The sequence below is a fragment of the Micromonospora sp. KC606 genome, from assembly GCF_004348675.1.
Classification (GTDB): domain Bacteria; phylum Actinomycetota; class Actinomycetes; order Mycobacteriales; family Micromonosporaceae; genus Micromonospora.
Genome location: NZ_SMKN01000107.1, coordinates 1 through 20,229, shown reverse-complemented (window position 1 = coordinate 20,229; position 20,229 = coordinate 1). Strand labels below are relative to the sequence as shown.

Below are 20,229 nucleotides of genomic sequence, written 5' to 3'. Positions count from 1 at the left end.
ACAGAGTCTGCCAGCGCCGGTCAATGCCCCTTCCGCCCTCGGTGATCGACTCGACTTGCGGCATGTCGCGGTTACCGGCGCACTGGACACCCCGACAAGCCGCAGCGCGTGACGGTCACGCGTCGAGGCCATGGTCGGCACGCATTGTTAGGGTGCGTCAGATGGACGTGTCCACCGTCGTCACCGCCGACCCTCCGCTGCTCACCTACCTCGACGACGCGACCGACGAGCGTGTCGACCTGACCGCACCCCAGCTCGGCGAGTGGGCGGCCCGCTGTGCCGGGCTGCTGCGCGGCGGCTGCGGGCTGACGCCGGGCAGCCGCGTCGCGGTGCTGCTGCCACCGCACTGGCGGACCGCCGCGGTGCTGCTCGGCGCCTGGTCGGTCGGGATGGCGGTGTCGTTCCGGCCGCGCGCCACCGCCGGGCTGCCGGTCCTGGAACCGGGCGGTGACCGGCCGTGCGACGCGGTGTTCGTCACCCCGGAACGCCTCGACGACTGGCTGGAGGACGTACCCGAGGGGACGCACCGCTACCTCGTCGGCGCCGCGCCCGGGACGCTGACCGACGTACCGGTCGGCTGGCTCGACTGGTCCGCGGAGGTGCTGCGGCACCCGGCCACCCCGCCCGACTACACCGCCGTCCCCCCGGGCGCCCCGGCCACTGCGGACGGCACCAGTTACGGCGCGTGGCGGCAGCTCGCGGCGGAGGTCGGCCAGCAGCTCGGCCTGCGGGCCCGCGACCGGCTGCTGGTTGACGCGGCCGAGCACGAGCAGCCACTGAGGTGGCTGCTCGCACCGCTGTCCGTCGGCGCGTCCGTGGTCGTCTGCGCCAACCTCGACCGGGCACGCCTCGACGCCCGCGTCGCCGCCGAGGGGATCACCCGCGTCCTCTGAGAAGGAGAGTCGATGGCCGGGCCGGGCCGGACTTCGATTCAGTCGAACGCGGCGGCGAACATGCCCGGCTGGTAGGAGCCGCCCTTCTGGTGCACGATCACGGCGATCCGGTTGGCCGCGTTGATCAGTGCGACGAGGGAGACCAGGGCGGCGATCTGGTCGTCGTCGTAGTGCTTGCGCACCTGGGCCCAGGTCTCGTTGGAGACGCCCTGGCTGGCGTCGGCGAGCCGGGTGCCCTCCTCGGCGAGCGCCAGCGCGGCCTGTTCCGCCTCGGTGAAGACGGTGGACTCGCGCCAGGCGGCGACCAGGTTGAGCCGGACCGCGCTCTCGCCGGCCGCAACGGCCTCCGTGGTGTGCATGTCGATGCACCAGCCGCAGCCGTTGATCTGGCTGGCCCGCAACGACACCAACTCCTGCGTCGACTTCGGCAGCGACGACTGCTGGATCACCAGGCCGGCGTTGGCGAAACGCTTGAAGAACCTCATGGCGATCTCGTTGTCGAACATGTTGAATCGGGCGTCCATGGTTCCGTCCTTTGCTTCCGGTGTTCGGGGGGACCGAACACGAGATGCCGGCGGCTGTGTCCCTGTGACGGCGCGACCGGGTGACGGCGGCCACACGCCGGAGGTGTCACACGACGGCGGGGGCCGGCATCTGGTGGGTGACGCAGTCGAGAGCGAACAGGAGTCACCCATGGTGGGCACGCCGCAGACCGCAGACGACGACCGTCCGGACCGGGCCACCGAAGGGTTCCTCGCCCATCGCAACCTGCTCTTCACCGTCGCGTACGAGATGCTCGGCTCGGCTGCCGACGCGGAGGACGTACTCCAGGAGACCTGGCTGCGGTGGGCGGGCGTCGACCTCGACGCGGTTCGGGACCAGCGCGCCTACCTGGTCCGCGTCACCACCCGCCAGGCACTCATCCGGCTGCGTACGCTCAGCCGCCGCAAGGAGTCGTACGTCGGCCCCTGGCTGCCCGAGCCGCTGCTCACCGCTCCCGACGTCGCCGAGGACGTCGCGCTGGCCGACAGCGTCTCCATGGCGATGCTGCTGGTGCTGGAGACCCTCGCGCCGACCGAACGGGCGGTGTTCGTGCTCCGCGAGGTGTTCGACCTCGGGTACGACGAGATCGCCGAAGCCGTCGACAAGAACCCGGCCGCCGTTCGTCAGATCGCCCACCGGGCCCGGGCGCACGTCGCGGCGCGCCGGCCCCGGCAGGTCGTCTCCGCGACCGAGACCCGGTCCGCGCTCGACGCGTTCCGGCGGGCGGTCGAAACCGGCGATCTCCAGAGCCTGCTCGACATCCTCGCGCCGGACGTGGTTCTGCTCGGCGACGGCGGCGGCGTCAAGCAGGCCGTCCCGCGGCCCATCCTCGGAGCCGACAAGGTGGCCCGCCTGCTGGCCGGCGGGTGGGGCAAGGTCGCGGGCAGCACGTCGTGGCGGCCGGCGCAGGTCAACGGCCACCCGGCGCTGGTGGTCCAGCTCGACGGCGAGCTGGACACCGTGCTGGCCCTGCGCATCGAAGACGGCCTGATCAGCGGCATCTACGCCATCCGCAACCCGGAGAAGCTGTCCCACATGCAACGGGAGACGCTGCTGAGCCGCTGAGCTCCCGTCATCCTGCGGAGGGGCCGGTGACCGGGCCGCCCGGCCGTCTCCACGTACGCCGCTACAAAGCTGATGACGTCAATGAATTACCGCCGTCGGAGCCAGGGTGGGCGCGGCGCGCACGCCGAGGTGTGCTCCGCTGGCAGCGCGCACCGGCCACGCCCGTGCGGCAACGGCCGGTCGCAGAAGACCCAGTGTCGTACACCCTGCTGGTCCTCGGCCGAGACGGTCACCCCGCCCGGCTCGATGCGGGCGCTGAGCCGGGCCAGTACCCGGGCGGCGGTACGGGCGAAGATCCGGGCCCGGACCAGGTCGGGCGCGGTCACCGGCAGGTGGATCACCCAACGTTCGGTCATCGGTAGCGGTGGCTGGCCGACTGGGCGCTCTGCCAGGCGCGCAGCGCGTTCTTGATGCGTACGTTCTCCTCCTGCGCCGCGACCAGGGCGGCCTGCGCGGTGGTGAGTTCGTCGGCGGCCCGGTGCAGGAAGGCGCGGATCTCGACGGGGTCGAGGCCGTGCCGGCGGATGTTGAAGCAGCGTTCCCGGATGTGCCATGGGCGCAGCGGCGCTGCCGGGATCGGGTCGACCGGCGTGGGTGGTTGCGGAGTGTGGGGCCGGCGGGTCAGCCGGCGGAGCAGGTTGCGCACGAGATGACCGCCCTTCGTGGGGTCGCAGGTCGTGGGGGAGGGGCGGTCTCCGCCGCTTGCGACCGGCGGAGACCGCCCTGGCCGCGCCCGGGGGGAGCGCGGTGGGTGCGAGGTCTCGACGGCGATGCGAGACCGGTACGAGAGGCGCCAACCGACCGCAGCAGCACCGCATCACCGAGAGCGACGTTATTGCCACCGAGTCACCTATGTCAAGCATGTCTCCGAGTCATCTACCCACCTATGTCAGCGTTGTTACATGCGTTGCCTCTGCCGTGACCGTTGATCGATACTGGGCGGGCCAACCGACTGCAAGGGGCCTGACGTGCCTATCCCGCCCACCATGGACGAGCTGCTCGCTGACCTGTCGAGGAAGATCGAGGATGGGACCTATCCGCCTGGGTCTCAACTTCCGTCTGGGCGAGAACTGGCGGATGTCTACGACGTCTCGCAGTCCACGATCAGTCGTGCCGTGGCGAGGCTGCGGAAGCAGGGCGTGCTGGTTGGGCGGCCAGGTCGCGGCGTCTTCGTCGCGGAGTCCATGCGGCGCTGACGCTTCCCGCTCGTCGTGCGGGTCGGGTCGAGCTGACGAAGCCGAATATCAGCCGGCCGGCCGTCAGCGAGGCCCACGTTCACGCGACATCGGTCACTCGACACGGGGCCCGGAGCGTTTGGCAGCCGGCTCGTTCACGTCATCAACTTGGTAGGACGACGAGAGGAGCCGGTGCGCCCTGCCCCGCCCAGAGATTCACTCGATTTGCGGCGTGTCGCGGTGTCCTGCCGCGCTGAGCCCGCAACACGCCGCAAACCGTGTCGATCAAGGAGGCCGGCGACGGCGTGTCGGTCAAGGAGGCGTCAGTCGACGGTGGGCAGCTTCGGTCCCAGCACGTCGTCGGCGTCCACGATGGTGTACGCGTACCCCTGCTCGGCCAGGAAACGCTGCCGGTGGGCGGCGTACTCGGTGTCGATGGTGTCCCGGGAGACCACCGTGTAGAAGTGCGCCTGCCGGCCGTCGGCCTTGGGCCGCAGCACCCGCCCCAGCCGCTGCGCCTCCTCCTGCCGCGACCCGAACGTCCCCGACACCTGGATCGCCACCGCCGCCTCCGGCAGGTCGATGGAGAAGTTCCCGACCTTCGAGATGACCAGCGTGCGGATCTCCCCGCAGCGGAACGCGTCGAAGAGCCGCTCCCGCTCCTTGTTCGTGGTGGAGCCCTGCACGATCGGGGCGTCGAGGTACTCCCCGAGCTGGTGCAGCTGGTCGATGTACCCGCCGATAACCAGCACCTGGTCGTTCGGGTGCCGCTGCACCAGCGCGCGTACCACCGGCAGCTTCGTCCGGGCGGTCGCCGCCATCCGGTACCGCTCCTCGGCCTCCGCCGTCGCGTACGACATCCGCTCCGCGTCGGTCAGTGTCACCCGTACCTCGGTGCACTGTGCCGGAGCGATCCAGCCCTGCGACTCGATGTCCTTCCACGGCGCGTCGTACCGCTTCGGGCCGATCAGGCTGAACACGTCGCCCTCCCGGCCGTCCTCACGGACCAGGGTGGCGGTCAGGCCGAGCCGACGGCGGGCCTGTAGGTCCGCGGTGAACCGGAAGATCGGCGCGGGCAGCAGGTGCACCTCGTCGTAGACGACCAGGCCCCAGTCGCGGGCCCCGAACAGGTCCAGGTGGGTGAACGCGCCGCCGCGCCGCGCGGTGAGCACCTGGTACGTGGCGATGGTGACCGGGCGGATCTCCTTGCGCTCGCCGGAGTACTCGCCGATCTCGTCCTCGGTGAGCGAGGTGCGGGCGATCAGCTCCCGCTTCCACTGCCGGCCGGCGACGGTGTTGGTGACCAGGATCAGGGTGGTCGCCTTCGCCTCGGCCATCGCCGCCGCCCCGACCAGGGTCTTGCCCGCGCCGCAGGGGAGCACCACCACCCCCGAGCCGCCGGCCCAGAACGCCTCCACCGCCTCCCGCTGGTACGACCGCAACGTGAACGGCTTCGCGCCGTCCTTGCCGGATTCGGCCAGCTCGATCGGGTGCGCCTCGCCGTCGACGTACCCGGCCAGGTCCTCCGCCGGCCAGCCGAGCTTGAGCAGCGCCTGCTTGAGCCGGCCCCGCTCCGACGGATGCACCGCGATCGTGTCGTCGTCGACCTTCGCGCCGAGCATCCCGGCGAGCTTCTTGCTCTTGGCGACCTCGATCAGCACCAGCCGGTCCAGGGCGCGCAGCACCAGCCCGTGCACCGGATCGTTGGCGAGCTGGAGCCGGCCGTACCGGTCCATCGTCTCGGCCACGTCGACCAGCAGCGCGTGCGGGACCGGGTAGCGCGAGTACTTGATCAGCGCGTCCACCACGCCCTCGGCGTCGTGCCCGGCAGCCCGGGCGTTCCACAACCCCAGCGGGGTGAGCCGGTAGGTGTGCACGTGCTCCGGCGAACGCTCCAGCTCGGCGAAGGGAGCGATCGCCATCCGGCAGGGCTGCGCGTCGGGGTGGTCGATCTCCAGCAGCAGGGTCTTGTCCGACTGCACGATCAATGGTCCACCGCTCACGCCAGCGTCCTCTCCTCGACCGGGGCCGTCGGCCACTCAACCGGCACGGCACGCGCCGCAGGCCGACCATCCAGTGTTGCACGGCTTCAAAAGCGCACAGAAAATTGGCCGAACGACGCAACGTTTCCCATGTTTCGCACGTCTAGCTAAGGGACGGCAGACACCGGGAGGGCCACATGAGGCACCACAAGCTCACCATCCGGGTCGTCGCTCTGGCTGTGGTCACGCTGGTCGGCGCGGGTGGGTGCGCGTTCGGTCCGCAGGCCGACCCGGGTGGCACCGGAGGGGGGCTCATCCCGGTCGGCAAGGCGGAACAGGTAACGGGGGCGAACGACGTCTCCCTGCCCGACCAGCGGGCCCGGCCCGCGTCGACGCGCGGAGCCCCGCCGGTGCCGTCGGACAACCGGCGGATCACCCCCAAGCCGGCCAACAAGACCCGCTGCGCGCAGGGTGAGCACCAGCGCGAGGTCGAGGGATACCTCGCCCGTCTCGGCGGCTTCGGCCCGGTCACCGTCGACGGCCGGCAGTCGGACGCCGACTGCGCCGCGATCAAGAAGTTCCAGCAGCGGTACGACATCCGCCCCGCCGCCGGCCGCGCCGGCCCGCTCACGTACGACGTCGCGAAGCGACTGGCCACCACCGACACCAGCCGCTGCGACGCCGGCTCGGGCGTCACCTTCTGCGTCGACCTGACCCGGCAGACCACCTGGGTGATGAAGGGCGGCACGGTGGTGGCCGGCCCGACCGTCACCCGCACCGGCATGTCCGGTTACGCCACCCCGGCCGGCACGTACCGGATCAACTTCCGCAACCTGAAGGAGTGGTCGGACCCGTACGAGGTGTGGCTGCCGTACTGGCAGCGCTTCAACGGCGGGATCGGCTTCCACGAGACCACCACCTACCTGCACAACGGTTCCATCGGCTCGCACGGCTGCGTCAACCTGCTGCCCGCCGACGCGGTCCGCTGGTGGCAGCTCGGCTCGGTCGGCTCCCGGGTGGTGCTCGTCGGCCGCCGCCCCGGCACCTGACCGTCACCCCGGCACCCGGATCAGGGTTTTATCCCCTGTGCGATCGGGCGGTCCGGTGTCACCCTGGGACACAGAGCCGGGGGTGGGAGGGCTGCCATGAGCGCCGACCAAGAGACATCCGTCAACGAGGAGCGGCAGGCGACCGGCGAGGTCTCCACGGCGACCATGGTCGGCTACGCCGCGGTCGCGCTCGCCCTCTTCGGCTGGTTCCTCTTCGGCTGGCTGGTGCAGCGGCAGGGTTTCGTCGCCTCCGTCGGGGAGACCGCCGGAGCCGCCTTCGCCCTGCTGCTCTTCGTCTCCGTGGTCGGCACCGTCCGGCGGGACCGGCGCTGACCCGTCAGTCCTCCCGCACCGCCGCCGTGATCCGGTGCAGCGCGAAGGTGTGCAGCATCTCCGTCCGCTCGTCCTCGGCCCGCAGGTAGCCGGCCCCGATCGACACCGGCCGGAGCAGCCGGGATGCGGTCGCCCCGTGCGCGTCGACGTAGCCGACCCAGACCAGCGCCCTGTCCCGGAGCGCCTGCTGGAGCACCGCCAGCGCGTCGCTGTGGCTGTGCGCCGGCATCGGCCCGGCAGCCGTCCGCGCCCCGCCGCCGCGCACCACCGCCGGGGCACGCCGGGCCGCCCGCGCCGCCGCGTCGCCGCGTCGGATCTGCTCCACCACCCCGAGCAGCCGGGGCATCGCCAGCTTCGGGGCCGCCAACGGGTCGGCACCGCGGCTGGTCACCGACGCCCGGGCGGGGGCCCGGCGGGCCTTCGGCCGGGCGAGCACCGCCGACCCGGTGGCGTCCTCCGGCACCGGGGCGTACCCGGCGTCACGGAGCGCTACCAGCATCCGCTGCACCTGGTACGGGGTGACCAGTACCGTCGGGGCGAGCCGGCGGAACGCCAGGGGCTCCAACCGCCGGTCGGTCAGCACCTCGGCTAGCAGCGCCTCGTCGTCGCTGCGCACGTACCCGCCGGCCGTACCGACCCGCAGCCCGCCGTGTTTGCGCGCGACGTCGTCCACCAGGTACGTCAACCCCTGCGGCACCGGGGTACGCGACCGGCGGTGGAACAGCGCGTGCAGGTCCTCGGCGGTGTAACCGGCGTCCAGCGCCCGTCGGATACTGGCGGTGGTGACCCGGTGAACGCTGGCGCCGCCGGCCGACTCGTGCTCGGCCACCACGTCCAGTTCGGCGGCGAGCATCGGGTCGGGTGGGCCGGGCACCACCACGGACAGGTCGGCCTGCACCAGGAAGTGGTCGACCGGGGCGGGGAGCAGGGCGTCCAAGGCGCGTACCGCACTCGACGGCTCGCCGCTCTCGGCGTCGGAGCGCAGGCCCAGCGGGTCGTCGCCGCCCCGCTCGTCGGTCCCTGTCACGTCGGCCAGCAGCAGCCGCCCGTACGAGGTGAGCGCGCCGAGCCCGGTCACGCCGAGCTGGGCCGCCTCGGTCAGCACCTCCCGGTGTGCGGCCTCGCGGCCCCGACTGCGCCGGGGCGCGCGCCAGTCGAGCAGTGCCAGCACCTCGTCGGGGCTGGGCGCGGTGGCTGGTGCCAGGTCGGCGAGTACCCCGAGCACGGCCCGGCGGGCGGCCGGCGCCCCGGCCCGTTCAGCCTCGGCGGAGAGCAGGCTGATGGGGCGGTCCCGGTCGTCGCGCTGGCCGACCAGCCCCACCTGGCGGCTCATGGTGAGCCAGGCTCGGGCCAGCTGTTCCCACCGGTGGGCCAGTGACATCGCCCGCCAAACCTCGTACCCGCCGGTGGGCAGCACCTGCTGGTCGGCGCCGTACCGGGTGGCGGTCGCCCCGGGCAGGTCCGTCTCCCCGGCCAGTCCGGCCGCGTACGCGACCTCCAAAACCAGCGCGGTCGCCGACTCGTCCAGCCCGGTCACCCGGGCCAGCCGGCGCAGGTCGCGGACCCCGACGCCGCCCGAGCGGAGCACCGGCGCCGGCTCGGCGGCCAGGCTCTCCAGCAACGCCTCGGTGTGGCGTACCAGCTCCATGGTCTGCCCGGCTCCGGCGGAGTCGGCGAGCTTCGGCTCCCGGGGTGTGGCGGCCACCGGCGGCGGGCTGGTGCGCAACGGGCCGAGCGGCCCGCAGTCGCGGCGCAGCAGCAGCCCCACCTCGCGGGGCAGCTCCACAGTGCCGGTGGAGACCCGGACCAGCAGCCGAGCGTCGACCAGCCAGCGGACCGGCGAGCCGGTGGGCGCCCCGCCGTTGGTGGTGTCCGGGGGCAGGTCGTCCTCCGTGCCGACCGCCGGGGCCTGGAGGGCGCCGGGCGGCACGCTGCCGACCGGCGGGCCGGCGGCGAGCCGGTCCAGGACGGCCCGGGCCGACGGGGGAGCGGCGAGCAGCGTCCGCCGCACCTTCGCGGCGTCCGCGCAGAGCGCCGCCGTCCGTGGGTCCAGCTCTGCCGCCGGCCGCCCCAGCCCCGCCGGGTACGGGGCGACCTCGTCGACGCTGCCCGCGACGCGCAGCGCGGACTCCGGGCCGTACAGCAGGAACAGCGCGCGGAGCCGGTCGACCGCGCTCCGGACGCTGGTCGGCGCCGGCGGGTGCGGCCCGGCGGTGGCCATCGCCAGCACGGCGTCGGTGGAGGTGGTTCCGTCCTCGGGGCGCCGGGTGAGCCGGGCGGCGTCGAGGATCTGGAGGGTGAACTGGTCCAGTCCGTCCAGCGCGCGGGCCACGGAGACCCGGGACTCGGCCCGGACGGCGAGCGCGGTGACGTCGGCCGGCACCGGTACGACAAGGTCGGGGCGCAGCTGCAGCAGCGCGGCCAGCGACTCGTCCGGCAGGGCACGCAGGTGGTCGGCGAGTGAGGTGGTCATCGTCGTTCCACGCTAGCCCGCTGTGGGCCGGTCCCGCCCCTCGGACGCCGCGCTGATCGTCCGCGGGCGGGTAGGTTCTCGGGGTGGCTGCGCTGATGGTCGGTTTCGACCTCGACATGACCCTGATCGACTCGCGTCCCGGCATCGCCGCCTGCTACCGGGCGCTGACCGCGAAGACCGGCGTGCCGGTGGACGCCGAGCTGGCGGTGTCCCGGCTCGGCCCGCCGCTGCGCACCGAGATCGCGCACTGGTTCCCGCGAGAGCAGATCGAGGAGGCGGTGACCGTTTTCCGGGAGCTCTACCCGGCGTACGCGATCACCCCGTCGGTGCTGCTGCCGGGTGTCCGGGAGGCGGTGGACGCGGTGCATGCCCGGGGTGGGCGGGTGATGGTGGTGACCTCGAAGATCGGCCGGCTTGCCCGGCTGCACCTGGACCACCTCGGGCTGACCGTGGACGAGCTGGCCGGAGACCTGTTCGCTGAGGAGAAGGCGACGGCGCTGCGGGCACACGGCGCAAACCTGTACGTGGGCGACCACGTCGCGGACATGGTGGCCGCGAAGGCGGCCGGGGTGCCGGGGATCGGGGTGGCCACCGGCCCGTGCGACCGGAACGAGCTGCGGGACGCCGGGGCTCGTCTGGTGCTGGACGATCTCACCGGATTCCCGGCGGCGCTGGACCGGATCATCGGGCTAGCCTTGGGGCAGTAGACGTCACGAGCGAAGCAGAGGTTCACAGGTGCCGACGGGTCGAGTGAAGTGGTATGACGCGGCCAAGGGATACGGGTTCGTCACCAGCGATGAAGGTGGCGACGTGTTCCTGCCCAAGGGCGCGCTGCCGGCGGGTGTCACCGACCTCAAGGGTGGGCAGCGGGTCGACTTCAGCGTGGTCGACAGCCGCCGGGGTGCGCAGGCTATGGGGGTGAAGCTGCTGGAGGCTCCGCCGTCCGTGGCGGAGCTGCGCCGGCGGCCGGCCGAGGAGCTGCACGGCCTCGTCGAGGACATGATCAAAGTGCTGGAGGCGAAGGTTCAGCCGGACCTGCGCCGTGGCCGGTTCCCCGACCGGAAAGCCGCGCAGAAGATCGCTCAGCTGGTCCACGCGGTGGCCCGCGAGCTGGAGGTTTGAGGAATAAGCCCGGCGTCGGCGGCCCGGCCCAGCAGCGCCTCCACGGCGGCGAACCCCGCGTCCCCCAGGTCCGCGGTGAACTCGTTGACGTAGAGCCCGATGTGCCGGTCCACCACGTCGGGTTCCATCTCCTGCGCGTGGGAGAGCACATAGTCGCGGCTCGCCTCCGGGTCGGCCCAGGCCTGCCGGACCGACTCGCGGATCCAGCCGGCGGCCTCGACCGGGTCGACGGCGCCCCTGCGGGCGAGGATCGCGCCGAGCGGAATCGGCAGCCCGGTGTCACCCTCCCACCATTCGCCCAGGTCGACCAGGGCGGTCAGCCCGTGCCGGGGGTAGGTGAACCGGGCCTCGTGGATGACGAGCCCGGCGTCGTACCGTCCGGCGGCGACGGCCGGCATGATCTCGTGGAAGGGCACCACCACGATCCGCGCCGGTGGCCGCTCGGCCGACCAGAGCCGGAAGAGCAGGTACGCGGTGGTGCGGTCGCCGGGCACCGCCACGGTGGCTCCGCTGAGGTCGCCGGTGGCGTCCGCCCTGCTGAGGTCGCCGGTGGCGTCCGCACCGCTGGTAGGGCGGGTGAGCAGCAGCGGGCCGCAGCCGCGGCCGAGCGCGCCGCCGCAGGGCAGCAGGTGGTAGTCGTCCAGCAGCCAGGGCAGTGCCGCGTAGCTCACCTTCACCAGGTCGAACGTGCCCCGCTCGGCGGCCGTGTTGGTAACGTCCACGTCCGCGTACGTCACCTCGACCGGCGGCGCCCCCGACACCCGGCCGTGCACCAGGGCATGGAAGACGAACGTGTCGTTGGGGCAGGGCGAGATCGCCAGGGAGAGCGTCACGGCCTCACGGTAGCTCCACCATCCGCCGGCGCGGTTCGCCCCCGCCGCGCCGCCGTTCCCGACTCGGCTCCGGGCTCGGCTCCGGGCTCGGCGTCGGCTCCGGCTTCGCGTCGGCTCCGGCTCGGTCCGGCTCGGCTCGGAGCGGCGGACCGGACCGGGAGTCCCCGGCGTCACCGCCCTTCAGCCCGATACCGTGGGGTTGGGCAGCGTCGGCAATTCCACCGAGCTGGCTAGTGGACTTGAGTGCGGAAATGGTTCAAGCCCCCACGGGCCGCCCGCTGCTGCCGGGGCTGCGCCTAGTCCCGGCCCGCCGGCTTCGCCTCGGTCGCCGACAAACCCGGCAAAACTCTGTCGCCAGCCCGCCCCGTCCGGTCCTGTCTGGACCTGATCTCCTCCGCCCTGCCTGGCCCTGGCTCGGCTCGGCCTCGGCCCTGCCTGGCACTGCCTGGCCCTGCCTCGGCCTGGCCCTGTTCGGTCCTGCTCGGGCCGGCTCGGCTCGGTTGAACCATTTCTTACTCAAGTTCCTTGGCGTGCACGAGGTCATCCCCAGACCGAGGCGTTCTCCACAGGGTTATCCACAGCTTCGTCGGACGTGTTGATGAGCGTGCTCCCGCGGCAGAGCATGGTCGTCATGACCGAATCCGCCACCGTCGACCTCGGCGCGACGCTTCGGGCGCTGCGTCGGCAGGCCGATCTGAGCCAGCGGGAGCTCGCCGAGCGGGCCGGGGTGCCGCAGCGTCCGTGCGGTCGTATCCGGTGCGGCCGTCGGCCTCCTGGCGGCCTGCGGGTTCCGGGTCGAGCCGTACCGGCTGTTCGCCATGCGGTTCAGCGCAGGGCCCGGGCCGCCTCGGTCAGCGCGCTGAGCGCCTCCCGCAACCGCCATGCCCCCCGGTCGCGCGGGCCGACCGGGTTGGAGATCGTCCGCAGCTCGGCGAAGGGAAGGCCAGCCTGGGCGGCGGCGACGGCCACGCCGTACCCTTCCATCGCCTCGGCCACCGCGGCGGGGTGCCGGTCGGCGAGGGCTTCGGTGCTCGCGGCCGTGCCGGTCACGGTGCTGACGGTCAGCACCTCGCCGACGGTCGCGTGGGGGAGCGCCGTTCGCAGGGCGGCCAACAGCTCCCCGTCCGCCTCGACCGCCGGCCCGCCGCCGAGCAGTTCCGCAGGCATCCCCAGCTCGTCGATCGGGATAAAGCCCTCCGGCGACTCCGCGCCGAGATCGGCAGCCACGCTCCGGGTCGCCAGCACCGTCCCGCCGACGGTCACCCGACCGACGAAACCACCTCCGATGCCGGCGCTCACCACCGCCCGGTACGGCCGACTCGCCGCCTCGGCCAGCGCCAGCAACCGGGCTGTCGTGGCACCTGCCACGGCCGGGCCGACCCCGACCGCCCGGACGATCACCGTCGGATCGTCGACGCCGGCGCGCACCGCCTCCGCCTCGGCCGGCACCGCGGTCAGCACCAGCAGCCCCGCCACGTCAGTCACGACACCGGCCCCGGCGACTGCCGCCGCTGCTCGTCGTCCGCGCCACCCGGCCGGTTGGCGGAGGAGGGACGGTAGATGTGATAGCCGGGCGGGGCCAACCCGGCGTCGTCGTGCCCAGTGCCGGCGGGCGCCGGAGAGGTCGGCGCGGCCTGGGCGGCCGCCTCCACGGCGGCGTCGTCCCGTCCGGCGGTCTCCACGGCGGTGTCGTCCGGCCCGGCGGTCTCCACGGCGGTGTCGTCCGGCTCGGCCGCCTCCCGGTCACGTTCGGTCAGCTCCTCGTCGGTGAGGGGCCGGCCGATCAGCCGCTCCGCGCGCAGCCGGCTGGCGACGACCGCGCCTCGGACGGCGGCCAGCACCCCGACCGCGGCGGCGACCGCGATGCCGACGCGCCCAGTGAAGGGGACGAGGCCCAGCGCGCCACCCGCCACGAAGGCGAGCATCAGCGCCGTCTCCGAGTGGGCGAAGGAACTGGCCCGCAACCGCTCCGGGATCCGCTCCTGGATCGAGGCGTCCACGGCCAGCTTGGCGAGGCCGCTGCCCAGGGCCGCCACCAGGCAGAGAAGCGCCACCATCGGCAGGGAGAACCGAATCGCGGCGAGGATTCCCACGCCGGCCACGATGGTCATGCTGCTGGACTGGATCGCCGCCGGCCGGTGGATGCGCAGGTGGGTGCCGAGCGCGGTGGCCAGGAAACCGCCGACCGCGAGCGCCCCGCCGACCAGGCCCAGCGCCATCTGGTCGCTCAGTTCCCGACCGAAGAAGTCCGTGGTCAGGTCGCCCTTCTTCACCGCGAACGCGAGGAACAGCAGCAGGAAGCCGTAGAGCGCGCGCAACGCCGCCGCGCCGACCAGGGTGGCGATCACCAGCCGGCCGGCCGGCCGGCCCCGGCCCAGTGGGCGGTGCCCGTCGTGGCGGAGCGCCCGCAGCGGGTGGGGCACCCGCTCCGGAGGCTCGGAGTCTGCCCTCGGCGGCAGTCGCAGCGCGATCACCATGCCGACCAGGAAGATCACCGACGCGACCCGGAGCGGCCACTGCGGCCCGAACCAGAACGCGGCCAGCCCGATGGGGGCCACCAGGGCCCCCGCCACCGTGCCGTAGACGCTGGCCCGAGCGCCGACCTGGGAGAGCCCGAGACCCTCCGGCAGCAGCCGGGGCACGGCCGCCGAGCGGGCCACCCCGTACGCCCGAGAGAGCGCCAGCACGCCGAAGGCCGCCGGGTAGAGCCCGAAACCGCCGATGTAGTCGGAGATCAACCAGGCCAGGAACCCCCGGCCGAGCATGGTGGTGGCCAGGGCGTACCGGCGACCGTGCCGGAAGTGGTCCAGCAGCGGGCCGACCACCGGGGCCAGCATGGCGAACGGCACCATCGTCACCAGCAGGTAGAGCGCCACCTTGCTGCGTGCCTCACCGAGCGGCACGTTGAAGAAGATCGTCCCGGCCAGGCCGATGGCGATCAGGGTGTCCCCGGCGCAGGAGAGCGCGTGCAGGTCGAAGAGGCGGACCATGCCCACCTCGCCGCCCGCGCTCCGCGCCCGGGCCGACCCCGCCCGCCGGGTCACCCAGCGTCCGCCGCTGACGGAGCCGCGACACAGCAGACGTACGGCGCGGATGCCCGTGCCGACGGTCCGTCCGAGCACGGACCGTCCGGAGCGGGAGAACAGCGGCATGTGCACCATCCTCACCCATCCGTTCCCCGCGCGTCGCGCCACCGGGGAAGACCCCGCCGGCGGGGTTCCTCGGGGAGTCCCTGACGGGCGGCGACGCGCATGGGGAACAATGGGCGGGTGACCAGGCCCGCCTCCACCCGCGCCGCCCGCCTCGACCAGGTCTGCGCCGCCGCCGTCGAGGTGGCTCGCGACGCCATCACCGAGGTGGAGCCCACCGATGTCGGCGACCACCTGCGCGCCGTCGCCGAGGGCGACCGGGTGGTAACCCACTACTTCGAGTGCCGGCTCGCCGGTTATCTCGGCTGGCGCTGGGCGGTCACCGTGACCCGGGTGCCGCGCAGCCGGCACGTCACCGTCTGCGAGACGGTGCTGCTGCCCGGCTCCGACGCCCTGCTCGCCCCCGGCTGGGTCCCCTGGCAGGAGCGGCTCAAGCCGGGCGACCTCGGTCCTGGCGATCTGCTGCCCACGCCGCCGGACGACGAGCGCCTCACCCCCGGTTACCTGCTCTCCGACGACCCGGCGGTCGAGGAAATCTCCTGGGAGCTCGGCCTGGGCCGGCCCCGGGTGCTGTCCCGCGAGGGACGCGCCGAGGCGGCCCAACGCTGGTACGACGGCGACCACGGCCCCTCCGCGCCGATCTCGGTCGGCGCACCCGCCGCCGCCCGCTGCGGCACCTGCGGCTTCTACCTGCCGCTGGCCGGCGCGCTGCGGCAGAACTTCGGCGCCTGCGGCAACTTCTACGCTCCGGACGACGGTCGGGTGGTCAGCGCCGACCACGGGTGTGGTGCGCACTCGGAGACGCTGGTCGACGCTGCCGAGCCTCCGGTCGACGAGCTGCCGACGGTCTACGACGACAGCGCCGTCGAGGCCGTGACGGTAAGCCGCGCCCCCGGTTCGGTGGCGGCGGCGGAGCCGGCCGAGCCGTACGGCCACCCCTGACCGGAGCGCCGCACGGTCGGTGGCAGCACCGCACGGTCAGTGACGCTGTCGCGTGGATCGCTCAGTCCTGGCCGGCGGCCCGGCGGCGACGGCGGTTGGCGTCGTGCCGCATCATCACGGCCAGGCCGGGAAAGCCCCACAGGAAACCGGCCAGGCAGGTCCAGAGCCAGTTCTGGTGCCCGTGCGCGGCGAGCCGGTCCCGGAAGAGCAGCAGGACCACCCCGGCGACCGCCCAGGCGACCAGCCCGGCGACCGCGAAGGGCACCATCGGCGGGTCGAGCGGCTCGGGGCGGGGCGCTTGCTCCTGGGGCACGGGGCACAGCGTACCGCCATCACCTTTTGCCGCCCCCCGCTGATCTGGGACGATGCGCGCGACAAACGGTAGATCACCTGCGAGGACCTGATGGCCATTGCGCCGCCGGACAACGGCACCCCACCCGATCCCGCTCGCCCCCGCACCGGTTTCGACCGGTTCTTCGAGGTCTCCGCCCGTGGTTCGACGATGAGCCGCGAGGTACGGGGCGGTCTGGCGACCTTCTTCACGATGGCGTACATCGTGGTGCTGAACCCGCTGATCCTGGGCGGCGCCACCGACGGCGACGGCAAGAAACTCGCGATCCCCGCGATCGCCGCCGCGACCGCCCTGGTCGCCGGCCTGATGACGATCCTCATGGGGGTCGTCGGCCGGTTCCCGATGGCGCTGGCCGCCGGCCTGGGCGTGAACGTGCTGGTCGCGTACGAGATCGCCCCGCAGATGACCTGGGCCGACGCGATGGGCCTGGTGGTGATCGAGGGTGTGCTCATCGCGGTCCTGGTGCTCACCGGCCTGCGTACGGCGGTCTTCCGTGCGGTGCCGACCCAGATGAAGACGGCCATCGGTGTCGGCATCGGGCTCTTCCTCACCATCATCGGTCTGGTCGACGCCGGATTCGTCCGGCGGGTTCCGGACGCCGCGAACACCACCGTGCCGGTGGGCCTCGGCATCAACGGCAAGATCGTCAGCTGGCCGATGCTGGTCTTCGTGGTGGGCCTGCTGGTGACCCTGGTGCTGGTGGTGCGCCGGGTCCGTGGCGCGATCCTGATCGGCATCCTGGCCTCCACCGTGCTGGCGATCATCGTGGAGGCGGTGGCCAACGTGGGGCCGTCCTTCGTCGACGGTAAGCCCAACCCCACGGGCTGGTCGCTGAACGTGCCGGAGCTGCCGGACCGGATCGTGGACATCCCCGACCTGTCGCTGCTGGGCAACTTCAACCTGCTGAACTCGTGGAGCCGGGCCGGTTGGCTGGTGCCGCTGATGTTCGTCTTCACGCTGTTGATCACCGACTTCTTCGACACCATGGGAACGATGGTGGCGATCGGCCAGGAGGGGGACATGCTCGACGAGCGGGGCACCCCGCCGCGGGCGAAGGAGATCCTGCTGGTCGACTCGATCGCGGCGGCGGCGGGAGGCGCGGCGAGTGTGTCCAGCAACACGTCGTACATCGAGAGCGCCGCCGGTGTGGCGGAGGGCGCCCGGACCGGCGTGGCCAACCTGGTCACCGGCGGCCTGTTCCTGCTGGCGATGTTCCTGGCGCCGTTGTCGGTGGTGGTGCCGTTCGAGGCGGCGTCGACGGCGCTGGTGGTGGTCGGCTTCCTGATGATGACCGCGGTGCGCACCATCGACTGGACCGACCATGAGATCGCCATCCCGGCGTTCCTCACCATCACCCTGATGCCGTTCACCTACTCGATCTCCAACGGCATCGGCGCCGGCATCATCACCTACGTGCTGCTGAAGCTGGCGAAGGGGAAGGCACGGGAGGTCCACCCGCTGCTGTACGGGGTGGCCGTGCTGTTCGTGCTGTACTTCCTGCGCGGGCCGATCGAAGCCGCGCTGTGAGTCGACGCCCGCTCCGGGCCGGGTGACCCGGATCGGATTCCCCGGCCAGGAGCAGGGCAGACCTCTCCCGTGAGCCTGCTCATATCGCACGTCGCCCGGCAGGCTCATTAGTTAAGCTAACGATTGTGACGGAGCGGACGGTGACGGCGCAACGCGTTCCACCGGCGCGGCTGGCTCCCCAGTTGCGTGATGCGATCACCCGACTCAACCGGCGGGTCCGGCAGGCCCGGCCGGTCGGCGACCTGACGGTCACCCAGCTCTCCGCGCTCACCAGCCTCAGGCTGGCGGGCGCGCTGACGCCCCGGGAACTCGCCGACGTCGAGCGGGTGCAGCCACCGACGATGACGAAGATCGTCGCGAAGCTGGAGGAGCGCGGCCTCGTGCGGCGCACCCCCCACCCGACCGACGGCCGCCAGGTCATCCTGGCGGCCACCGAGGAGGGCCGGGCCGTGCTCGAACAGTTCGAGCGGGCCCGCAACGAGTGGCTGGCCGAGCGGCTGGCCGCGCTCACGGAAGACGAACGCGACACGCTGCGGCGGGCCGCCGAGATCCTCCAGCAACTCGCCCGCGCCTGAACCCGTGCCACCGGGTCCGCGCCGTCCGTTGTGGATACGGCGTACGCGATCCGAGGAGGCGCACCAAGAGTGCAGGCGAAGCTGAGCACGATGTTCCAGTCCCTACAGGTCCGCAACTACCGGCTCTTCGCATCCGGGCAGCTGATCAAACTCATCGGCGTCTGGATGATGTTCATCGCCCAGGACTGGCTCGTCCTCGAGCTCTCCGACAACTCCGCCACCGCACTCGGCGTGGTCACCGCGCTCCAGTTCACTCCGGTGCTGCTGCTCACCCTCCTGTCCGGCCGGCTCGCCGACCGGTACGACAAGCGGATGATCCTCTTTGTCGCCAACGCCTTCTGGACGGTGCTGGCGCTGGCGATGAGCCTCCTGGTGGTCACCGGTCTGGTCCAGCTCTGGCACGTCTTCGCCTTCGCCGCCCTGCTCGGCGTCGCCAACGCGGTCGAGACCCCGGTCCGGCAGGCGTTCGTCAGCGAACTGGTGGGGGTGTCGCTGCTGCCCAACGCGCTTTCGCTCAACGCCGCCACCTTCAACTCGGCACGGATCGTCGGCCCGGCGGTCGCGGGCCTGGCCATCGCCGCGTTCGATGTCGGCCCGGTCTTCCTGGTCACCGCGCTCAGCTCGATCGCTCCGCTGGTCAACGTGGTCCGGATGCGCTCGGCCGAGCTGCACCGCAAGGAGTTGCCCCCCGTCGCCGAACGGGACTCCGCCAAGGTCGTCGACGGCCTGCGGTACGTCTTCCGCCGGCCCGACCTGCTGCTGCCGATGGTGGTCATGTCGGTCATCGCGATGTCGCTGTTCAACTTCCAGCTCACCCTCGCCGCGCTCGCCAAGACCGTGTTCCACACCGGCGCCGCCTCGTTCGGCCTGTTCAGCACCGCGCTGGCGGCCGGGGCCCTGGTCGGCGCGCTGGCAGGCACCGGGCGGCGCAGCCGCCCCTCGGTCTGGCTGGTCCTCGGCGCCGCGGTCGGCTGCGCCGCCTTCGGCACCCTGGTCGGCCTCGCGCCGGCGTACTGGCTGGTGGTGGCGCTGTTGCCGCCGACCGGCTTCTTCATGGTCTTCTTCGCCCAGGCAGCCAACCAGCGGGTCCAGCTCGGCACCGACGCCGCCTTCCGCGGCCGGGTGATGGCGCTGTGGGTGCTGGTCTTCCTCGGCACCAACCCGGTCGGCGCCCCGCTGATCGGCTGGGTCGCCGAGACGTACGGCGCGGGGGCGAGCATCTGGATCGGTGGGCTGGTCTCGCTGGCCACCGCCCTGTTGGCGCTCGCCTGGCAGCTGCGTCGCGCCGGCGCCCGGCTCCGCTTCCGGGTGCTGCCCATGCCCCGCTTCTACGTCGTCTCCGCGCCGGACTGCTGACAGCCGGCGCGGAGCCGGCGTAAGCGTCGGGTCACCGTGGGTAAGAAATCTCCTCCGGATGCCGGCAATCCGGTGGCGGCGGTCGGGCGTGGGCCTTAGCGTCGATATGTGGGAGGCGGTAGCGGGGCTCTGGCGCTGGTCCTGGCGTTCCTGGCGATGGCGTGCCTGCCGGCGGTTTTTGCCCTGCTCTTCTGCCTCGACGAGGTCGTCGACCGGATCGCCTGCGGCTGGGCCGACTGGCGGGACCGGCGCCGGGAGCGGCGTACCCTCGCCCGGCTCGCACGCTCCCTCGGCGGGGACGCCCTCACCACCCGTGGCGTCGACCTGGCCCGGCTGGACCGGCCCGACCGGCAGCCCTTCGAACGCGTCGCCGCCGATCTGCGCCGCCTCGCCGGGCATCGGCTCGCCGCGGGTGGCCGCTCGGTGGTCTGGCACAGCTCGGTCATCGACGCGTACGACGACCGGCTCCGGGCGGCCTGCCGGGCGTTGGGGATCGGCGAGCATCTCGGCGAGCTGACCGGTGTGGACCGGGAGATCGAACGGGTCCGGGTGGAGGGGCTGCTCGCCCGGGCGGGCCTGGTGCTGCCGGCCACCCGGGGGGTTCGCCGGCTCCGTGACCCGCAGGCGTGAGGCTTTTCGTCGCGGTCTACCCGCCGCCAGCAGCCGTCGCCCACCTCACCGCGCGGGTCGCCGGGCTGCGGGTCGGTGCCGCCTCCGCCGCCGGCATCAACGTACGCCTCGCCGACCCGGCCAACCTGCACGTCACGCTCGCCTTCCTCGGCGAGGTGCCGGCCGACCGGCTGGTCGACGTGCAGAGCGTGCTCGGCCTAGCCGTCGAGACCGCCCGGCGGGCCCGGGAC

The 20,229-nt window shown here is 72.7% G+C and carries 22 protein-coding genes; 13 read left to right on the top strand and 9 right to left on the bottom strand.

The genetic code is table 11. The annotated features are described in order from the left end of the window. Positions 1-161: 161 nt before the first annotated feature. A complete protein-coding gene (locus E1193_RS19585) occupies positions 162-893 on the top strand; it encodes a TIGR03089 family protein (protein WP_132184637.1) in 732 nt (243 codons plus the stop codon). Positions 894-931: 38 nt separating this feature from the next. Here E1193_RS19585 and E1193_RS19580 read toward each other — a convergent pair whose 3' ends face one another. Then, positions 932-1,417 (bottom strand): carboxymuconolactone decarboxylase family protein, encoded by a 486-nt coding sequence (locus E1193_RS19580; RefSeq protein WP_132184636.1) that lies wholly within the window; start codon positions 1,415-1,417, stop codon positions 932-934. A gap of 169 nt (positions 1,418-1,586) precedes the next feature. Between E1193_RS19580 and E1193_RS19575 the strand changes: the two genes are divergently transcribed. Continuing rightward, positions 1,587-2,501, top strand: coding sequence for an RNA polymerase sigma-70 factor (locus tag E1193_RS19575; RefSeq protein ID WP_132184635.1), 915 nt, complete (start codon positions 1,587-1,589; stop codon positions 2,499-2,501). Positions 2,502-2,587: 86 nt separating this feature from the next. Here E1193_RS19575 and E1193_RS19570 read toward each other — a convergent pair whose 3' ends face one another. Both E1193_RS19570 and E1193_RS19565 read right to left on the bottom strand, forming a co-directional pair. Next, the gene (locus tag E1193_RS19570) at positions 2,588-2,857 is read right to left on the bottom strand and encodes a hypothetical protein (protein WP_132184634.1); all 270 of its coding nucleotides are present in this window, start codon (positions 2,855-2,857) and stop codon (positions 2,588-2,590) included. After that, the gene (locus tag E1193_RS19565; protein WP_243707790.1) at positions 2,854-3,126 is read right to left on the bottom strand and encodes a hypothetical protein; all 273 of its coding nucleotides are present in this window, start codon (positions 3,124-3,126) and stop codon (positions 2,854-2,856) included. Before E1193_RS19565 ends, E1193_RS19570 begins: the two co-directional genes overlap by 4 nt. A gap of 361 nt (positions 3,127-3,487) precedes the next feature. Between E1193_RS19565 and E1193_RS19560 the strand changes: the two genes are divergently transcribed. After that, entirely contained in the window at positions 3,488-3,697 is a 210-nt protein-coding gene (locus tag E1193_RS19560) for a winged helix-turn-helix domain-containing protein (protein WP_132184632.1), read from the top strand. 302 nt (positions 3,698-3,999) lie between these two features. Here E1193_RS19560 and E1193_RS19555 read toward each other — a convergent pair whose 3' ends face one another. Next, entirely contained in the window at positions 4,000-5,679 is a 1,680-nt protein-coding gene (locus E1193_RS19555; RefSeq protein WP_132184631.1) for a DNA repair helicase XPB, read from the bottom strand. A gap of 176 nt (positions 5,680-5,855) precedes the next feature. Here E1193_RS19555 and E1193_RS19550 point away from each other — a divergent pair, with 176 nt between their 5' ends. Both E1193_RS19550 and E1193_RS19545 read left to right on the top strand, forming a co-directional pair. Next, complete coding sequence (locus E1193_RS19550; protein ID WP_132184630.1) at positions 5,856-6,707, top strand: L,D-transpeptidase family protein; 852 nt, start codon at positions 5,856-5,858, stop codon at positions 6,705-6,707. A gap of 96 nt (positions 6,708-6,803) precedes the next feature. After that, on the top strand, positions 6,804-7,040 hold the full coding sequence (locus E1193_RS19545; RefSeq protein WP_132184629.1) for a hypothetical protein: 237 nt from the start codon (positions 6,804-6,806) through the stop codon (positions 7,038-7,040). 4 nt (positions 7,041-7,044) lie between these two features. Here E1193_RS19545 and E1193_RS19540 read toward each other — a convergent pair whose 3' ends face one another. After that, positions 7,045-9,513, bottom strand: coding sequence for a helicase-associated domain-containing protein (locus E1193_RS19540; RefSeq protein ID WP_132184628.1), 2,469 nt, complete (start codon positions 9,511-9,513; stop codon positions 7,045-7,047). An 83-nt stretch (positions 9,514-9,596) separates the two neighbouring features. Between E1193_RS19540 and E1193_RS19535 the strand changes: the two genes are divergently transcribed. Both E1193_RS19535 and E1193_RS19530 read left to right on the top strand, forming a co-directional pair. Beyond that, a complete protein-coding gene (locus E1193_RS19535) occupies positions 9,597-10,220 on the top strand; it encodes an HAD family hydrolase (RefSeq protein WP_132184627.1) in 624 nt (207 codons plus the stop codon). A 28-nt stretch (positions 10,221-10,248) separates the two neighbouring features. Then, positions 10,249-10,635 carry a cold shock domain-containing protein gene (locus E1193_RS19530; protein WP_132184626.1) on the top strand — a complete coding sequence of 129 codons (387 nt, stop codon included), beginning with the start codon at positions 10,249-10,251 and terminating at the stop codon, positions 10,633-10,635. Here E1193_RS19530 and E1193_RS19525 read toward each other — a convergent pair. From E1193_RS19525 to E1193_RS19515, 3 genes are all read right to left on the bottom strand, one after another. After that, on the bottom strand, positions 10,596-11,468 hold the full coding sequence (locus E1193_RS19525) for a 1,4-dihydroxy-6-naphthoate synthase (RefSeq protein ID WP_132184625.1): 873 nt from the start codon (positions 11,466-11,468) through the stop codon (positions 10,596-10,598). The two genes, E1193_RS19530 and E1193_RS19525, sit on opposite strands and share 40 nt — an antisense overlap. 825 nt (positions 11,469-12,293) lie before the next feature. Further along, on the bottom strand, positions 12,294-12,944 hold the full coding sequence (locus E1193_RS19520) for a futalosine hydrolase (RefSeq protein ID WP_132184640.1): 651 nt from the start codon (positions 12,942-12,944) through the stop codon (positions 12,294-12,296). A 5-nt stretch (positions 12,945-12,949) separates the two neighbouring features. After that, positions 12,950-14,620, bottom strand: a complete 1,671-nt coding sequence (locus tag E1193_RS19515; RefSeq protein WP_132184624.1) for an MFS transporter — start codon at positions 14,618-14,620, stop codon at positions 12,950-12,952. A 99-nt stretch (positions 14,621-14,719) separates the two neighbouring features. On the opposite strand from E1193_RS19515, the gene E1193_RS19510 reads away from it, so the two are divergent. Further along, positions 14,720-15,559, top strand: coding sequence for a DUF3027 domain-containing protein (locus E1193_RS19510; RefSeq protein WP_132184623.1), 840 nt, complete (start codon positions 14,720-14,722; stop codon positions 15,557-15,559). Positions 15,560-15,620: 61 nt separating this feature from the next. On the opposite strand, the gene E1193_RS19505 is transcribed toward E1193_RS19510, so the two are convergent. Then, on the bottom strand, positions 15,621-15,872 hold the full coding sequence (locus E1193_RS19505; protein ID WP_132184622.1) for a DUF2530 domain-containing protein: 252 nt from the start codon (positions 15,870-15,872) through the stop codon (positions 15,621-15,623). A gap of 90 nt (positions 15,873-15,962) precedes the next feature. On the opposite strand from E1193_RS19505, the gene E1193_RS19500 reads away from it, so the two are divergent. From E1193_RS19500 to E1193_RS19480, 5 genes are all read left to right on the top strand, one after another. Continuing rightward, a complete protein-coding gene (locus E1193_RS19500) occupies positions 15,963-17,438 on the top strand; it encodes an NCS2 family permease (RefSeq protein WP_132184621.1) in 1,476 nt (491 codons plus the stop codon). 125 nt (positions 17,439-17,563) lie between these two features. After that, positions 17,564-18,013, top strand: a complete 450-nt coding sequence (locus E1193_RS19495; RefSeq protein ID WP_207922767.1) for a MarR family transcriptional regulator — start codon at positions 17,564-17,566, stop codon at positions 18,011-18,013. Between the two features lie 69 nt (positions 18,014-18,082). Continuing rightward, complete coding sequence (locus tag E1193_RS19490) at positions 18,083-19,369, top strand: MFS transporter (RefSeq protein WP_132184620.1); 1,287 nt, start codon at positions 18,083-18,085, stop codon at positions 19,367-19,369. 156 nt (positions 19,370-19,525) lie between these two features. Then, positions 19,526-19,999, top strand: a complete 474-nt coding sequence (locus E1193_RS19485; RefSeq protein ID WP_132184638.1) for a hypothetical protein — start codon at positions 19,526-19,528, stop codon at positions 19,997-19,999. Then, positions 19,996-20,229 (top strand): 2'-5' RNA ligase family protein (locus E1193_RS19480; RefSeq protein WP_279433367.1); only part of this gene is annotated, 234 nt, incomplete at its 3' end. The genes E1193_RS19485 and E1193_RS19480, both read left to right, overlap by 4 nt.

Bases quoted from the DNA above. Each gene is read 5' to 3' on its own strand.
- E1193_RS19550 (WP_132184630.1), top strand. From the start codon at position 5,856: ATGAGGCACCACAAGCTCACCATCCGGGTCGTCGCTCTGGCTGTGGTC.
- E1193_RS19545 (WP_132184629.1), top strand. From the start codon at position 6,804: ATGAGCGCCGACCAAGAGACATCCGTCAACGAGGAGCGGCAGGCGACC.
- E1193_RS19575 (WP_132184635.1), top strand. From the start codon at position 1,587: ATGGTGGGCACGCCGCAGACCGCAGACGACGACCGTCCGGACCGGGCC.
- E1193_RS19485 (WP_132184638.1), top strand. From the start codon at position 19,526: ATGGCGTGCCTGCCGGCGGTTTTTGCCCTGCTCTTCTGCCTCGACGAG.
- E1193_RS19570 (WP_132184634.1), bottom strand. From the start codon at position 2,857: ATGACCGAACGTTGGGTGATCCACCTGCCGGTGACCGCGCCCGACCTG.
- E1193_RS19500 (WP_132184621.1), top strand. From the start codon at position 15,963: ATGGCCATTGCGCCGCCGGACAACGGCACCCCACCCGATCCCGCTCGC.
- E1193_RS19515 (WP_132184624.1), bottom strand. From the start codon at position 14,620: ATGCCGCTGTTCTCCCGCTCCGGACGGTCCGTGCTCGGACGGACCGTC.
- E1193_RS19510 (WP_132184623.1), top strand. From the start codon at position 14,720: ATGGGGAACAATGGGCGGGTGACCAGGCCCGCCTCCACCCGCGCCGCC.
- E1193_RS19585 (WP_132184637.1), top strand. From the start codon at position 162: ATGGACGTGTCCACCGTCGTCACCGCCGACCCTCCGCTGCTCACCTAC.
- E1193_RS19580 (WP_132184636.1), bottom strand. From the start codon at position 1,417: ATGGACGCCCGATTCAACATGTTCGACAACGAGATCGCCATGAGGTTC.
- E1193_RS19560 (WP_132184632.1), top strand. From the start codon at position 3,488: ATGGACGAGCTGCTCGCTGACCTGTCGAGGAAGATCGAGGATGGGACC.
- E1193_RS19540 (WP_132184628.1), bottom strand. From the start codon at position 9,513: ATGACCACCTCACTCGCCGACCACCTGCGTGCCCTGCCGGACGAGTCG.